The 17,245-nt window shown below is 65.8% G+C and carries 9 protein-coding genes; 8 read left to right on the top strand and 1 reads right to left on the bottom strand.

Features of this window, described 5'->3' with window-relative positions; translation table 11 throughout:
- Positions 1-352: 352 nt before the first annotated feature.
- From ACORQU_RS03005 to alr, 4 genes are all read left to right on the top strand, one after another.
- The gene (locus tag ACORQU_RS03005) at positions 353-3,517 is read left to right on the top strand and encodes a TonB-dependent receptor (RefSeq protein WP_491643335.1); all 3,165 of its coding nucleotides are present in this window, start codon (positions 353-355) and stop codon (positions 3,515-3,517) included.
- 107 nt (positions 3,518-3,624) lie between these two features.
- Positions 3,625-5,154 (top strand): tryptophan halogenase family protein, encoded by a 1,530-nt coding sequence (locus tag ACORQU_RS03000; protein ID WP_491643333.1) that lies wholly within the window; start codon positions 3,625-3,627, stop codon positions 5,152-5,154.
- Positions 5,155-5,455: 301 nt separating this feature from the next.
- The gene (locus tag ACORQU_RS02995) at positions 5,456-6,760 is read left to right on the top strand and encodes a D-amino acid dehydrogenase (RefSeq protein ID WP_491643331.1); all 1,305 of its coding nucleotides are present in this window, start codon (positions 5,456-5,458) and stop codon (positions 6,758-6,760) included.
- Positions 6,739-7,824 carry an alanine racemase gene (alr, locus tag ACORQU_RS02990; protein WP_491643329.1) on the top strand — a complete coding sequence of 362 codons (1,086 nt, stop codon included), beginning with the start codon at positions 6,739-6,741 and terminating at the stop codon, positions 7,822-7,824. The genes ACORQU_RS02995 and alr overlap by 22 nt, the downstream gene beginning before the upstream one ends.
- Positions 7,825-7,833: 9 nt before the next feature.
- Here alr and ACORQU_RS02985 read toward each other — a convergent pair whose 3' ends face one another.
- On the bottom strand, positions 7,834-8,040 hold the full coding sequence (locus ACORQU_RS02985; RefSeq protein WP_491643327.1) for a hypothetical protein: 207 nt from the start codon (positions 8,038-8,040) through the stop codon (positions 7,834-7,836).
- A gap of 1,013 nt (positions 8,041-9,053) precedes the next feature.
- Between ACORQU_RS02985 and ACORQU_RS02980 the strand changes: the two genes are divergently transcribed.
- The 4 genes from ACORQU_RS02980 (at position 9,054) to ACORQU_RS02965 (ending at position 17,243) form a co-directional block, all read left to right on the top strand.
- Positions 9,054-10,070 (top strand): LacI family DNA-binding transcriptional regulator, encoded by a 1,017-nt coding sequence (locus ACORQU_RS02980; protein WP_491643325.1) that lies wholly within the window; start codon positions 9,054-9,056, stop codon positions 10,068-10,070.
- Positions 10,071-10,162: 92 nt separating this feature from the next.
- Positions 10,163-13,225: a TonB-dependent receptor gene (locus ACORQU_RS02975; RefSeq protein ID WP_491643324.1), complete on the top strand. Its 3,063-nt coding sequence runs from the start codon at positions 10,163-10,165 to the stop codon at positions 13,223-13,225.
- 115 nt (positions 13,226-13,340) lie between these two features.
- Positions 13,341-14,861 carry a tryptophan halogenase family protein gene (locus ACORQU_RS02970; RefSeq protein WP_491643322.1) on the top strand — a complete coding sequence of 507 codons (1,521 nt, stop codon included), beginning with the start codon at positions 13,341-13,343 and terminating at the stop codon, positions 14,859-14,861.
- Positions 14,862-14,948: 87 nt separating this feature from the next.
- Entirely contained in the window at positions 14,949-17,243 is a 2,295-nt protein-coding gene (locus ACORQU_RS02965; RefSeq protein WP_491643321.1) for an FdhF/YdeP family oxidoreductase, read from the top strand.
- Positions 17,244-17,245 lie beyond the last annotated feature (2 nt).

Below are 17,245 nucleotides of genomic sequence, written 5' to 3'. Positions count from 1 at the left end.
GCTTTCGTGTGCTAGCGGCCGTTTTCACAGACAGATTTTTGCGCATTCGATCAAACGATTGCGCTGCAGAAGGGACCTTTCGTCGGCACAAGTCCTTGGAGCAGAAATCGCTTTCTGCCCCATTGGAGCTCGCTCCGAGACCGGTTCAAAGTGAGTCCGGAAACGATGATTACGCGGATTGCTGCGTAGCAACATGATTTTTTCGCTAACGCCGTGTTACTAGTACGTCACGCAATTTGTAACGATTTAAAAGACGCGCTCGGCCTCCGTGCCTGGGGCGCCATGCCAAGGCGGCGTGGGGCCAAAGCCGGTTGCCGGCGCAACGTCAGTCAACCTGGAGAGGGGAGTTGCAATGAGTTACGCATCGTCACCGCGGCGCCGTCTGCTGGCTGTCGCCATTGGCGCCTTGTGCGCAAGCCCATGCGCGGCGTGGGCGCAGCAGTCCGACACGTCGACGTCGCCGGTCGACAGCACGCAGCAGGCCGAGGCACCGCAGACCGCACAGAGCGCCACCGATCTGGATGCGATCACCGTCACCGGCTATCGCTATTCGATCGAGAAGAGCCTGGACCAGAAGCGCGACGCCAACGCGATCGTGGAAGTGGTCACGGCCGAGGACGTCGGCAAGTTCCCCGACAAGAATGTGGCCGACGCGCTGCAGCGCGTGCCCGGCGTGATCATCACCCGCGACGGTGGCGAGGGGAAGAACGTCAGTGTGCGCGGCCTGTCCTCGGAGTTGACCCTGACCGAGTTGAACGGCAACTACGTGGCGACCGCCGAGTCCAACGGCGACCCCACCCGCTCGTTCAACTACACCTTGCTTCCGTCCAACATGCTGTCCGGCGCCGAACTGTTCAAGACGCCCGAGGCGCGCCTGGACGAAGGCGGCATCGGCGGCACAGTGATCCTGCACACGCGCCGGCCGCTGGAGCTGGAGTCCAACAGCGGCTTCGTGTCCGCAGAAGGGACCTGGGCCGACACCAGCGACAAGGTCGATGGACAGTTCTCCGGCTCGTACTCCTGGCACGACAAGGAAGACCGCTTCGGCGTCTTCGTCGGCTATACCAGCCAGAAGCGCACCACGCGCACCCTGGGCGTCGACACCAGCGCCTGGAACTGGTACAGCGAGGACAGCGAGACCCATCCGGCGACCGACGTCAACGGCAATCCGTCCAACTTCGACAGCTACTGGTGGGGCCAGTCCGGTTTCAACGACCAGAACGGTGGCTCCTACACCGATTTCATGATGCCCAACGTCGTCAACTTCAAGTCCGAGAAGGAGGAGCGCGAGCGCAAGGGCGGCCAGATCACGCTGCAGTTCAAGCCAACCGACAACCTGACCATCACCGGCAATTACTTCCGCTTCGACCTGGACCAGGACTCGCAGACCAACACCCTGTCGGTGCCGGAATGGAACCTGGCGCGGTACTCGGGCGACGGCAACTGGCCGGGCGGGCGCTTGCTGGACGGCCTGACCTTCGATCCGAGCGGGACGGTGGTGACCGGGGCGCAGTACAGCGCGCACCAGGGCAAGACCTACTACTGCAGTGAGGACGCGGCCGCCGCCGGCGGCATGCCGCCTGGCGGCTGGGGCCCGGACGACTGCACCATCCCCACGCCGTGGCTGACCGGCTCGTACAACAAACAGAAGGCCCGCTCACAGACCGCGGACATTGAGCTGGCCTGGACCAGCGAGCGCCTGGACATCACCCTCAAGGGCGGCCGCACCTGGGCCAAGGGCGGTCCGGAACTGCAGATGACCATGCCGGTCAAGCCGCGCAAGCCCACCCCCGAGACAGGCGCGGGCACCACGCTCAACGGCACCGGCGCCTATACGCTGGGCAACTACTACACCGCGTGGGACCTGACCGGGACGCCGTCGCTGAGCGTGTCACCCGAACTGATGGACAACCTGCGCAACGGCATCGGCGAGATCGACCTGGGTTCGACCGGCTCGTCGTGGACGCGCAACAGCACCTTTCAGAAGTTCGCGCAGGCGGATTTCACCTGGCGCGGCGATGTGAATAGCTGGCTGGACTCGGTGCAGTTCGGCATGAAGTATCGCGATGGCGGCACCCATCGCAATACCGGCAACAACTACTGGGTCTGCAACGGTGCCGATCCGAGCGACTATGACAGCCGCTTCCAGGCCGGCTGCGATCCGGATGCCTCGGTCTTCCAGTCGCAATTCCTGGCTGCCGATGAGATCGGCAACATCGCCGGTGCCTTCAACACCAACGCGTTCCCGGCGATCAACTATCCGGGCTACATCGACTACCTCAACCAGACCTACGGGCCGATGCAGACCCGGCAGGAGCCGAACTTTGTCTACAACGTAGGCGAGAAGATTTACGCGGCGTACTTCCAGGCCAACTTCCGCACCGAGCGCCTGCGCGGCAACATCGGACTGCGTCTGGTCCATACCGATCAGCACGTGGATTCGACCGACCGCGTCGACTACTACAACGACTACTTCTTCGACGACGCGGCCGGCAATCCGCTCCCCTGCGCCCCGGGCAACCAGCCGGCCGCCGGTGCGCCGGAAGGATCGGGTTGCATCAGTGGCTTCACCACGCTGCCTGACAGCCAGACCAACCCGGCCAGTGGCCATATCTCGTCCTTCGCGGTGAGCTCGCTGGATCGCAGTTACGTCAATCGTCTGCCGAGCTTCAACATCGCCTATGACCTGGCCCAGGACTGGGTCCTGCGTGGTGCGGTTTCCCGCGTCATGTCGAGGCCTGGCTACGGCGACATCGCCGCACCGGGCGGCCTGCAGTACTACAGCCAGGAATACGTCAACGACCGGCGTCTGATCGGTGGTGGCGATGTGGCCGGCTGGTATGGCTCGGGCAGCAACAAGGCGCTTGATCCTTACCTGGCCACGCAGTTCGATGTTGGTCTGGAGTGGTACTTCCACCCTGGTTCGGTTGCGGGCGTGGGCCTGTTCCGCAAGAACGTCAGCAACTTCACCCTGCCGGTGGTGCAGAACGTCTCGCAGACGGTGGGTGGCGAAACCGTGACGGTGCAGAACTATTCCACCACAGCCAGCGGCCGCGACGCGGTCTCCGAGGGCGTGGAACTGTATGGCCAGCACACGCTCGACATGGGCCTGGGCTTCCAGTTCAACTACACCTACAACAAGACCAACGAAGCGGCGGTCTCGCTGGAGGACGGCACCGAGATCGGCAAGTCGCCGCTGGTGGGCAGCGCCCGGAATCAGACCAATTTCACCGTGTTCTACGAGAACAATGCCCTGCTGCTGCGGGCCTCGTACAACCGTCGCGGCGAGGTGGTCGATGGCCTGGTCAGTGGCTTGAACGTCTACGAGGAGCCGTACACCCAGATCGACCTCAACGCGGCCTACAACTTCACGCCGTCGCTGAGTCTGGCGGCTTCCATCCTCAATGTGACCAAGGAAGAGACGCGGACCTACCTGGGCAATGACACCAAGGCGCGCTTCAACTCCAACGGCTACGCCGGGCGGATCGCGTACATGAGTGTGACCTACAAGTTCTAAGCGGGTGCTTCGCGTGTGATGTCGGACGGCCGCCAGTCGATGGCGGCCGTCTTTTTTACAATGCCCATTGTTGTGACCGATGGCCCCGATGATGGCGGGATAGATCAGTGGACTCGAACCCCAACGACAGTCGTATCCGCAACATCGTGGTCGTCGGAGGCGGCAGTGCCGGCTGGATGGCCGCCGCCGCTCTGGCGACCTACCTGGGCAAGGGTGCGCAGGTGCGCCTGATCGAGTCCGAGGAGATCGGCATCGTCGGCGTGGGCGAGGCCAGCGTCCCGCACCTGCGGACCTTCAACACGCAGATGCTGGGGATCAACGAGCTCGACTTCGTCCGCCACACCCAGGCGACGGCCAAGCTGGGCATCGAGTTCCGGGATTGGGGGCGTCTTGGCGAGCGTTACGTGCATGGCTTTGGCCTGATCGGACGCGCCATGGGGCCGCTGCCGTTCCACCAGTTCTGGTTGAAACAGTTCCTTGCCGGGCGCGCCGCGCCGATTGGCGAATACTCCCTGCAGACGGTGATGGCGCCACAGGGGCGGTTTTCGCCGGGTGACCGTGATGCGCCGGCGGGTTCGCCCCTGGCCGACATCGCCTACGCCTATCACTTCGACGCGGGGCTCTATGCGCGCTTCCTGCGCGAGCTTGCCCAGGCGCGTGGTGTCCAGCGCATCGAGGGCGAGATCGTCGACGTGGGCCTGCGTGACAGCGATGGCCACGTCACCTCGGTCACGCTCAAGCGGGGTGAGCGCATCGAGGGCGAGCTGTTCGTCGATTGCTCGGGGTTCCGCGGGATGCTCATCGAGCAGACCTTGCAAGTCGGCTACGAGGACTGGTCGCACTGGCTGCCTTGCGATCGTGCCATCGCCGTGCCGTCCGAACGTCGCGACCCGATCACGCCCTATACGCGCGCGACGGCGCGCCAGGCCGGCTGGCAATGGCGGATCCCGCTGCAGCATCGCACCGGCAATGGCCACGTCTACGCAAGTACCTACCTGAGCGACGATGAGGCCACCGCGACCCTGCTGGGCAACCTGGATGGACCCGCCCTGGGCGAACCTCGGCTGCTGCGCTTCACCACGGGCATGCGACGCAAGCAATGGCATCGCAACGTCGTGGCCCTGGGCCTGGCCAGCGGGTTCATGGAGCCGCTGGAATCGACCAGCCTTTACCTGGTGCAGTCGGGCATCAGCCGGCTGTTGAGCCTGTTTCCCACGCGCGATTTCAGCGCGCTGCTGGTCGATCGGTACAACCGCGACACGGCTTTCGAATATGAGCGGGTGCGGGATTTCCTGATCCTGCACTACCACGCCACGGCGCGGGATGACACGCCGTTCTGGGAGGCCTGCCGCACGATGTCCATCCCCGAACCGCTACGGGAAACGATGGCGCTGTTCCGGCGCGACGGGCGCTACCTGCGCAATGGCGAGGACTTCTTCGCGTTGCCCAGCTGGGTCCAGGTGATGCTTGGGCAGGGCATCATCCCCGCGGGCTACCACCCCATCGTGGACGACATGCCGCCCGAGCGCCTGGAGCGCTATGTCGAGGATGTCAGGCAGGGGGTGGCACGGGCGGTGGCGACGATGCCCTCGCACCAGCACTACCTGGACCAGCACTGGCACGCCCCAGACGCCTGATCGCGCGCCGCGACGTATCCGGCCCCGCGCCAGCCCGGCTCGCCGAAGCGGGGCAACGCGCTTATGGGATCAGGGGCCTGGCTGCCCGATGGCGGCTCGGCAGGCCGCCGATCGGCCCACGGGGCGCGAGCGTCGGGTCCGCGGCAGGCGCGATCCGGGCAGGCGGCACACTCTGCTGCGGGTAGGCTGCAGAACTGAAGCTTTCGCCTCCAGCCGGCTGGGGATGGGTCCAATCTGCCGGGGGCGATGCAGTAATGTTTTGCCAGGGCCGGTCGAGCCGGTCGCCATCATGGGTGCAGCAGTGCGCGTTCTCGTCATGGGCAGTGGGGTGATCGGCACCACCACCGCCTGGTATCTGGCCAAGGCCGGCTTCGAGGTCACGGTCGTGGATCGTCAGCCAGGGCCTGCGCTGGAGACCAGTTTTGCCAATGCCGGGCAGGTCTCGCCAGGTTACGCCTCGCCCTGGGCGGCGCCGGGCATCCCACTGAAGGCGTTCAAATGGCTGTTCCAGCGCCATGCGCCGCTGGCGATCCGGCCGGGCATGGACGCGCGCCAGTACACCTGGATGCTGCAGATGCTGGCCAACTGCACCAGCGAGCGCTATGCGCTGAACAAGGCGCGCATGGTGCGCCTGTCCGAGTACAGCCGTGACTGCCTGGACGAGTTGGTCGCCCAGACCGGCATCGACTACGAAGGCCGCCGCCTGGGCACCATCCAGCTGTTCCGCACCCAGGCCCAGCTCGACGGCGCGGCCAAGGACGTGGCGGTACTGGACGAATACGGGGTGCCCTACGAGCTGCTCGACGCCGCCGGTATCGCCCGCTACGAGCCGGCACTGGCGCAGGCGCCGGTGCGCCTGGTCGGTGCGCTGCGCCTTCCCAACGACCAGACCGGCGACTGCAACCTGTTCACCCACCGGCTGGCCGAAATGGCGGCCGCGGCGGGCGTCGAATTTCGCTACGGCACCCGCGTCGATGCGCTGGAGTCCGATGGACGCCGCATCACCGGCGTGCGCCTGAATGGCAGGATCGAGCGCGCCGACCGCTACGTGCTGGCGCTGGGCAGCTATTCGCCGCAACTGGTGGCACCGCTCGGCCTGGACCTGCCGGTGTATCCGCTGAAGGGCTATTCGCTGACCCTGCCCATCACCTCGGCCGCGGACGCGCCGGTGTCCACGATCCTGGACGAAAGCTACAAGGTCGCCATCACCCGTTTCGACCAGCGCATCCGCGTGGGCGGCATGGCCGAGCTCAGCGGCTTCGACCTGTCGCTCAACCCGCGTCGCCGGCAGACCCTGGAGCGCGTGGTCGATGACCTGTACCCGCGTGGCGGTGACCTGGCTGCGGCGCAGTTCTGGACGGGATTGCGACCGGCCACGCCGGACGGCACGCCGATCGTGGGCGCGACCGCGCTGGACAACCTCTACACCAACACCGGCCATGGCACCCTGGGCTGGACCATGGCCTGCGGTTCGGGCCGCTACCTGGCCGACGTGATGGCCGGGCAGGTGCCGCAGATCAGCAGTGAAGGCCTGGACATGGCCCGTTATCGAACGCCCCACGTGGGCACCAGCAAGGTGGCACGATGCGCCCAGCCCGCGCACTGATCGATCTGGGCGCGCTGCAGCGGAACTACCTGCTGGCGCGGCAACTGGGAGGCGGCAAGGCCGTGGCGGTGGTCAAGGCCGATGCCTATGGCCATGGCGCGGTGCGCTGCGCGCAGGCGCTGGCGCCGATGGCCGACGCCTTCGGCGTGGCCTGCATCGAGGAAGCACTGGAGTTGCGTGAAGCCGGCATCGATAACCCGATCCTGCTGCTGGAGGGGTTTCTCGAAGCGGACGAGCTGCCGTTGATCGACGCGCATCGCCTGTGGACCGTGGTGGCCTCCCCGTGGCAACTCACGGCCCTGGCGGATTACACGCCGCGCACACCGTTGACGGTCTGGCTGAAACTGGACAGTGGCATGCATCGGCTGGGCCTGTCGCCGGCGCAGTTCGGAGAGGCGTTGCAGGCGCTGTCGCGCGACCCGAAGATCGCCTCGGTCACCGCGATGAGCCACTTGGCGCGTGCCGACGAACTGGACAGCGATTTCAGCGCAACCCAGCACGAGGTGTTCGAGGCGGCCACGCGCGACTTCGACGGTCCGACCAGCTTCAACAACTCGCCGGCACTGCTGGGCTGGCCCGGCATCCGCAGCGATTGGGTGCGCCCGGGGCTGATGTTGTATGGCGCCAGTCCGTTCCCGCTCGATGCGCCGATCCCGCATGTGCTCTCGCCGGTGATGCAACTGGAGTCCAGGCTGATTGCCGTGCGCGACCTCCCGGCGGGCGAGGCGGTGGGCTATGGGGCGCGCTTTACCGCGTCGGCGCCGATGCGCATCGGCGTGGTCGCCATGGGCTATGCCGATGGCTATCCGCAACTGGCGCCCAACGGCACCCCGGTGCTGGTGGATGGGCAGCCCACCCGGACCGTTGGACGGGTGTCGATGGACATGCTGACCGTCGACATCACCGCGCTTGCGCAAGCCGATGTCGGCAGTCGCGTGGTGTTGTGGGGCAGCCGGCCCAGCGCCACCGAGGTGGCGCACATCTGCCAGACCAGTCCTTACGCCCTGTTGTGCGGGCTCAAACGCGTGGCGCGTCTCTATCGGGACCCGGAATCCGCCGGCTAGGTTCGCCGCTTACTTCAGGCCGAACATCCGCATCAGTCCGCCCACGCCCTGGCGCACGGCCGAGCGTTCGGCCGGCTCAAGATCATGGGTGGCCGACAGCAGTAGCCGCACCGCCCAGGTCATTCGGTCGGCGGCGTTGTCCGCTGCGTGACAGGCCAGGCCGACGGCCACGGCGGACACACGTTCGCGAACGAGTTCACTTTGGATCTGCGGCATGCATCCCCCTGGGGTGTCGGCCGCCCTCCCTGCGGCACCTGGACCATCGTAGCGTCCGGAAATGGGCGGCGTCAGGCCCTGCGAAAGTCGAACGGATGACGTCGCGATGGCGGCGGGGCGGCCCTCTGGCGGACGGGGACCAGTGCGGGCTGCCATTGCGGCGTGAGCGCCCAGGCTCGCACGGCGAGGGCGGTGATCGGACAAGTATCCGGCCCCACGCTTGGATGGCTGCGCACGGACGCTGTCGAGAGGATCTCGCGACATCGTCGATGCAAGGTTGTGCTGGCAGGCGCGATCCCGCCCTGCGCGGACGTCCTGCCGTGACCACGCTGATCTGACGGTTCCTGTCGTCGATGACCTGGGACCACGTGTTGGACGTGGAGCTGCTCTTGCCGGGGTGTCTTTTGAGTGGGAGCGCCGGAATCGTGAGGTTGGTCAGGGTGACCTCCGCTCGGCCGGTGCGCTCGTCGCTGGCCTCCGCGGCAAACGCGGCTCGCAACCCGAAGAAATCCACGCTTGCCGCGGCCACCTGCAGGTGAGCGGGCCGTCGATCCACGCCCGCCTGGAGGCGCCTGTCCGGCGTGGTCTCGCTTCCAGCGGCGTTAGGGTTTCGCTAAGTCCACGTTGGGATGTCGTTCGATGTCCCGGCCTGCGCAATTGCCTGGCGCATTGCAACGCGGATCACGAAAATTGGACGCCCCATGGCCTCGTCAGGGTAGCGCTAACACTGAAAACCCGGCGCAAAGCCTTCTGTGGCAAGGATGTCTCGGCACGCCATGGCATGGCGGTGATCGGCCTTCAAAGTGTGATGCGTTGCAGCATGTAAGCGGTTGCAACTCCTGTTACGGTGCCGCCCGCCGACGAGACGGTCGCCGTGGGAAGGGGGAGCTTCCTGTGTCCAAAGCAGTATTCCGCCACCGCAAGTCACCTGTCGGGACACGCCATCAAGGCGGTCCCTCGGGGACGTTTGTAAGCGTCCTCGTCTGCATCTCACAGCGCATGGAGTCAGCCGTATGAATGTCACCATCAAGGACGTGGCACGCTTGGCCGAGGTCTCCGTCGCAACCGTCTCCCGCGCCCTCAATGGGCGGCAATACGTGGCCGAGGAGGTGCGCGAGCGGATCCTCAAGGTCGCCAGTGACCTGCGTTACAGCCCCCACCATGCCGCACGCGCGCTGAGCAGTCGGCGCACCCATACGGTGGGCGTGGTCCTGCCCGACCTCTACGGCGAATTCTTCTCCGAGCTGATGCGGGGCATCGATCACGCCGCACGCGAGCGCGGCCTGCACCTGCTGGTCTCCAGCTGTCACGGCAGCCTGGACGAACAGCGCGATGCGCTCCGGGCCACACCCGGCCGGGTCGATGGCGTCCTGGTGATGTCGCCGTTTCTGGACGGCGACGATGCCCTGGACCAGGCACTGACCCCGGACATGCCGGTGGTCCTGATGAACTGCGCCCAGAGCCAGCGCGCCACCGTGCTCAATGTCGACAACTACGGCGGGGCACTGACCCTGACCCGGCATCTGCTTGAGGTCGGCCACCGGCGCATCGCCTTTGTTGCCGGCCCGGAGAACAACTTCGATGCGCGCGAACGCCTGCGCGGCTATCGCGACGCACTGGCCGCGGCCGACGCCGGTCCGGCGTGGGTGGTGCAGGGGGCCTTCGATGAGGCGTCCGGCTACGCGGCGGGCGAAAGCTTCGCCGACGGTGAGCGCCCCGATGCGGTGTTCGCGGCCAACGACATGATGGCCCTGGGCTGTCTGTTCGCGCTGCGCAAGGCAGGCCTGCGGGTGCCCGAGGACATCGCGCTGGCCGGCTTCGACGACGTGCCGATGGCGCGCTATGTCAATCCCGCGCTGACCACCATGCGCGTGGACATCGCCCACCTGGGCGCCCGCGCGCTGCAACTGCTGCTGCAACACCCGGCCATGGGCGGCGATGCGGACATGACCCAAGTCACCGCCGACCTGGTTCCCCAGCTGATCGTGCGCGACTCCAGCGCCGTGCCGGAGCGACGAAGCATGGGCTGACGCATTCCTCCCGCTGTGTTTTCCGCTGTCCCAGGTTTCCCGAAAGACGTTCCAAACATTCGCGTTCCGACTGCCCCAAGGAGGGCAATGTCATGAAGAGCAAGCGCCTCACCCGCCGTACCCCATCCCGCAGCATGCTGGCCATCGCCCTGGCAGGCTGCATGGCCGCCTCCGTTCCCAGCTTCGCCCAGACCTCCACCGCGATTCTGCGTGGGACCGTGACCTCGGCCGATGCGGGCCAGGAAGTCACCGTGACCAACAAGGCTACCGGCTCGGTGCGCCGCGCGATAATTGGCCAAAACGGCAACTACACCATCGTTGGCCTACAGCCGGGCACCTATACCGTCGAAGCCGGCGGGGTGGTACGTGATGTCACCCTGCAGGTGGCCTCTTCCTCGACCGTGGATCTGGAAGCGCCGACCTCGGCGCCGGCCGGCGACGCTACCAACCTAGGCACGGTGTCGGTGACCGCGCCGCTGACCCGTGATGTCAAGACGTCCGAGGTCGGCAACACCATCTCGCTGCGCCAGATCCAGCAGTTGCCGCAGGCCACGCGCAACTTCCTGGAGTTCGCCGACACCGTGCCGGGCATGGTGTTCAACGTCGATGCCCAGGGCCATACCACGCTGCGCGGCGGCGCCTCCAATTCCAGCGCCGGCAACCTGTACATCGATGGCGTCAGCCAGAAGAGCTACGTGGCCAAGGGCGGCATCGCCGGCCAGAACGACAGCCAGGGCAATCCGTTCCCGCAGCTGGCGATCGGCGAGTACAAGGTCATCACCTCCAACTACAAGGCCGAGTTCGGCCAGGTCAGCGGCGCGGCGATCACCGCGGCGACCAAGTCGGGCACCAACGAGTTCCACGGCGAGGCCTTCTACCGCTATACCGACCAGGACCTGCGCGACAAGCGTCCCGACGAGGGGGATGGCAAAGTCGATTCGCGGGTCAAGGAATATGGCTTCGCCGTGGGCGGCCCGATCATCCAGGACCGCATGCACTTCTTCTTCGCCTACGAAGGCAAGGACAACGTGGTACCGCGTTCGATCCAGCCCAGCCCCAATGCTGCCGCGCTGGTGGGCTATCTGCCGACCAACCTGTCCTCGCAGTTCGGCGCGGCCAACCTGCCGTTTACCGAAGACCTGTACTTCGGCAAGCTGGACTGGGAGATCACCGACAACGACCGCATCGAGCTGTCGGCGCAGTATCGCGATGAGACCCAGGTCGACAACGTCGGTGGGCAGAACGCCACCGACCACGGCACCGACAAGATCAACAAGGACAAGCGCGTGGCGCTGCGCTGGCAGCACAGCGCCGATGCCTGGTACAACGAACTGATCGTCTCTAAGGAGAAGTCGGAGAACAATCCGCAGCCGATGAGCATCGGCCCCGGACAGAATTACGTTTATCTGAACTACCGCGCAGCGCCTTCGACCGACATCGACGAGTACACCTTCATCTCGACGGGCCCCGCCGGTGGCTCCAGCCTGCAGCGCCGCAGCCAGGATGGTTGGAGTCTGCAGGACGACCTGACCTTCACCAGCTTCGACTGGCACGGCGGGCACACCATCAAGATGGGCGTGAGCTATAAGGACATCACCCTGACCGCGCAGGACGCGGCCTCTTTGAATCCGCAGTTCAGCTACCAGGTCGACGCCAATGGCGTCGCCGACACGCCGTATCGCGTGGACTTCTATTCGCCCTACGCCACCCCGGGCCAGAAGGCGCTGGTGGAGAGCGATGCCAAGCAGTACGGCATCTACATCCAGGACGATTGGGCGGTGACCGACAAGCTGCTGCTGAACATCGGCGTGCGCTGGGACTACGAGGACAACCCGGCCTATACGGACTTCGTCACCTCGCAGGGCTTCATCGACGCGCTCAATTCGGATGATCCGGACAACCCGGGCCAGCCGTGGGGCAACCGCCTGCTGGCCAGTGGCCTGGATTACCACGACTACATCTCCACCGGCCATAACCGCAAGAACTTCAAGGATGCCTGGCAGCCGCGCTTCGGATTCTCGTACGACATGTTCGGCGACGAGAGCAGCGTGATCCATGGTGGTGCCGGCCGGTCCTACGACCGCAACCTGTTCGAGCAGATGGCGTACGAGACCAGCAAGGCCGCGCTGTCGCCGGTGGCGGTGTTCTTCCAAGGCGACTACCCGAACAGCACAAATGGCTGCTACCGCCCGGACCGTACTTGCGTTGCATACGATCCCAAGTACCAGGACATCAACGAGCTGAACGCCATCGCCGGGGTCAGCGGCAGCGGTGAGCTGTTCGTCTTCAACAACCACCTGAAGACGCCGTACAGCGACCAGTTCAGCCTGGGCGTCAGCAACCAGGTCGGTGACTGGCTGACCGACGTCACGCTGCAGCGCAACCTGAGCTACGACGGTTTTGCGATGACGCTAATCAACCGTTATCCGGATGGTTCGTACTTCCAGAACGGCAGCGCCCCGTGGGGTGAGCCGGTGCCGGGCTACAACAACACCATCATGGGCAACAACGGCCTGGAGTCGCGCAGCACGCAGGTCCTGCTGTCGGCCGAGAAGCCCTACACCAAGGAATCGGGCTGGGGCCTGAGCCTGGCGTACACGCACACCAATGCCCGCCAGAACCGCAACATCGACGAGCCGTTCGCGTTCGACCAGGGCACCATCGGCGACTATCCGTTCGTGAAGTCCGACGCCGTGGCGGCGCATCGCTTCGTGGCCTCGGGTTCGATCGATGGCTTCTGGGGCATGACCTTCGGTGCCAAGCTGGTGCTGGCCACGCCGGAGCCGGTCAACACGATCGCCTGCTACGGCTATACCGACAGCCACGGCGCCAACTGCCAGCAGGTCGGTTTCACGCCACCAGGTGCCGGAAAATTCCTGGTCGGCGGCAAGATCTGGGGCTACCGCACCGTGGACTTCCAGGCCAGCAAGGACTTCACCGTCTACAAGGACTTCAAGCTGAGCGCGCGCATCAATCTTATCAACGCGTTCAACTTCGACAACTACTCCAGCTACGTCTACGGTGGCCCGAACGGCAGCAGCAACTACTTCGGCACCGGTGGACAGTTCGACAGCAGCTACGTCGGTATCAACAAGACCGGCGATATCAACTACTTCCCAAGGACGGTGACCTTCGAGATCGGCGCCAAGTTCTGATCCATCGCAACAGCGCGCTTGCCGCACGGCAAGCGCAGACCGGACGGGGCCTTCTGGCCCCGTCCTTCTTTCAATGGCAAGGTGCGTGCAATCGCACGGGTGGAGTCGATCACCGATGAGCGCTACGTCCATTCGCAACCTGGTCATCGTCGGCGGCGGCACCGCCGGCTGGATGGCCGCCGCTGCGTTCGCGCGCGTGCTTGGGCCGGCTTACAAGGTCACCTTGGTGGAGTCCGAGCAGATCGGTACCGTCGGGGTCGGCGAGGCCACCGTGCCGCACATCAAGGCCTTCAACAACCTGCTCGGCATCAACGAGGCCGAGTTCGTCCGCCAGACCCAGGGTACGTTCAAGCTGGGCATCGAGTTCGCTGACTGGCGGCGGGTGGGCGACTCCTACATTCACGGGTTCGGCACCGAGATCGGGCACCCGCTCGGCCTGCTGCCCTTTCACCAGTACTGGATCAAGGGGCGTCGGGCAGGCTGGGCCAAGCCGCTGGGTGCCTACACGCTGAACACCATGGCCGCGCCGCTCGGACGCTTCATGACCTCGGCCAGCGACGTGCCGCCGCAGTCGCCGCTGGCCAACATCGCCTATGCCTATCACTTCGATGCCGCGCTTTACGCACGCTTCCTGCGCGCCTATTCCGAGCAGCGCGGCGTGCGGCGTATCGAGGGCATCGTGGAGCAGGTGCAGCGCGACGGAGGCTCCGGCGACGTGCGGTCGCTGCGTTTTCAGGACGGGCAAGTCCTGGAGGGTGACCTGTTCATCGACTGCTCCGGCTTTCGCGGGCTACTGATCGAACAGGCCTTGCAGACCGGCTGGCACGACTTCAGCCACTGGTTGCCGTGCGACCGTGCACTGGCGGTGGCCTGCGAGAAGGTGGGGCCGCCGATCCCCTACACGCGTTCGACCGCGCGCGGGGCGGGCTGGCAGTGGCGTATCCCGTTGCAGCATCGCACCGGCAATGGCTATGTGTATTCGAGCGCGCACATCAGCGATGACGAGGCTGCGGCTACGCTACTGGCCAACCTGGACGGCAAGCCGCTGGGCGAGCCGCGGCCGTTGCGCTTCACGACCGGCCGGCGCAAGGCGAGCTGGAACGGCAACGTGGTGGCATTAGGGTTGGCTAGTGGCTTCATGGAGCCGCTGGAGTCGACCAGCATCCATCTGATCCAGTCCGGCATCAGCAAGCTGCTGGAGCTGTTCCCGCGCGACGGCATCAGTCCGGTGCTGGTGCAGCGCTACAACGACCGGCTGGCGTTCGAGTTCGACCGCATCCGCGACTTCCTGGTGCTGCATTACCATGCCACCGAACGTGACGACACCAGCTTCTGGCGCCAGTGCCGCGACATGGCCATCCCCGATGCGTTGCAGACCACGCTGGACCTGTTCCGCGACAGCGGACGCTTCTATCGCAACGGTGAGGAAATGTTTGCCGAGATCAGCTGGGTGCAGGTGATGGTGGGGCAGGGCATCATGCCCGTTAGCTACCATCCGCTGGTGGACCAGGTGCCCGAGGGCGAACTGCAGCGCTTCATGGGCAGTGTCGAGCAGACGATCGCGGCCTGCGCCAATGCCATGCCGCCCCACCAGGCGTTCATCGAACGCTACTGCGCCGCGGCGGTGCCTGGGTAGGACGATTGCCGGCCGAGGCGGCCGGGTGCACGACGCGTTGCGGCCCGCTGTGGCAGCATCGCGATCCCACACCCCACATGTCCGGCCATGAAGAACGAAGAAGTGCACGTCCCCGGCGTCGAGGACTACGACGGCCCGGCCGGGGGCTGGGGCGCGTTGCGTGCAGTGGCCAAGGCGCTCAAGGACCAGATGGGGGTCGGGCGCGAAGCCGGGGCGCTGCGTCGGGTCAATCAGCCAGCGGGCTTCGACTGCCCGGGCTGCGCCTGGCCGGACCCGGCGGATACCTCCTCGTTCGAGTTCTGCGAGAACGGAGCCAAAGCGGTCAGCTGGGAGGCCACGACCAAGCGCGCCACGCCGGCGTTCTTCGCCGAACACACCTTGTCCGAGCTGTGGGAATGGAGCGACCACCAGCTGGAAGACGTCGGCCGTCTGACCCACCCGATGGCGTACGACCAGGCCAGCGACCGCTATCTGCCGATCACCTGGGACGAAGCCTTCGCGCGGATCGGCAAGGCCTTGCGCGCCCTCCCGCATCCGGACATGGCCGAGTTCTACACTTCCGGGCGCGCGTCCAATGAAGCCGCGTTCCTGTACCAGTTGATGGTGCGCGAATACGGCACCAACAACTTTCCCGATTGCTCCAACATGTGCCACGAGGCCACCAGCGTAGGCCTGCCGCAGTCCATCGGCGTGGGCAAGGGCACGGTGACGCTGGAGGACTTCGACCACTGCGATGCGCTCTTCAGTTTCGGTCACAACCCGGGCACCAACCACCCGCGCATGTTGTCCACGCTGCGCGCGATCTCCAAGCGCGGCGTGCCGATCGTCGCGATCAATCCGCTCAAGGAGCGCGGACTGGAACGCTTCGTCTCGCCGCAGCATCCGTCCGAGATGCTGACCAACCACGCCACGCAGATCGCCCAGACCTACTACCAGGTCAAGGTGGGCGGCGATGCCGCGCTGCTCAAGGGCATGATGAAGTGGCTGTTCGACGCCGACGCGGCCGACCTGGCGTCTGGCGGGGGCGGCCTGCTGGATCGCGCGTTCATCGAGGCGCACACCGATGGCCTGGAGGCGCTGCGTGCTGACATCCAGGCCACCCGGTGGGAGGACATCGTGCGCGTCTCGGGCCTGTCGCGCGCCGACATCGAGGCAGCCGCGCAGGTCTATGCGAAGGCCGAGCGGGTGATCATCTGCTACGGCATGGGCATGACCCAACACCGCGGCGGCACCCACAACGTGCAGCTGATGGCCAACCTGCTGCTGCTGCGCGGGAACATCGGCAAGCCTGGCGCCGGGATCGCGCCGATCCGTGGGCATTCCAACGTGCAGGGCGACCGCACCGTGGGCATCACCGAAAAGCCCACGCAGGAACTGCTCGACCGCATCCGCGACATCTATGGCTTCGAATTTCCATTGACCCACGGCCACGATGCGGTCGAGGCGCTGCGCGCGATCCGCGACGGACGCAGCAAGGCGTTGGTCTCGCTGGGCGGCAACCTGGCCGTGGCCATGCCCGATCCGCAGGCCTGCTTCGCGGCGATGCGCTCGCTCGACCTGGCCGTGCACATCGCCACCAAGCCCAACCGGTCGCACCTGATCCCGGCGAAAGAGGCCTTGTTGCTGCCGTGCCTGGGCCGCACCGAGCGCGACATGCAGGCCAGCGGCCTGCAGTCGGTCACGGTGGAGGACTCCATGTCGATGGTTCACGCCTCGCAGGGTGGCCTCACCCCCGCTTCGCCGCAGCTGATGTCCGAGCCGGCGATCGTCGCCGGCATGGCCATGGCGTTGTTGCCGGACACCAAGGTCGATTGGCAGTCGCTGATCGACGACTACGATCGCATCCGTGACGGCATCGAGGCGGTGTTCCCGATCTTCAAGGACTACAACCAGCGCATCCGCGCCCCGGGCGGCTTCCGGCTGCCGGTGGGCGCCTCGGTGCGCGACTGGGGCGGCGAAGGCGCCAAGGCGCATTTTCTGGTGGCCCCGGGCCTGGCCGAGGATGTTCCCAGCCCGCCGGGCCTGCTGACCATGACTACGCTGCGCGCCCATGACCAGTACAACACCACCATCTATGGACTGGATGATCGCTATCGCGGCATCCGCGGACGCCGCGACGTGGTGTTCCTCAACCCGCAGGATCTGGCCGAGATGGGGCTGGAGCACGGCGATGCCATCGATGTCGCCTCGCGCATGCCGGGTATCGCCAGCGACGGTCACGCCGTGCGTGGCTTTACCGCCGTGGCCTACGACATCCCGCGCGGCTGCGCCGCTATGTACTACCCGGAAGGCAATTGCCTGGTGCCTTTGGACAGCCATGATCCGCAGTCGGGCACGCCGACCTATAAATCCGTGCCGGTGCAGGTCAGCGCGGCCGCCTGATC

Source organism: Pseudoxanthomonas sp. JC1303 (genome assembly GCF_058448525.1).
The sequence above is the reverse complement of the archived record's forward strand: the minus strand, read 5'-3'. Positions and strand labels throughout refer to the sequence as shown.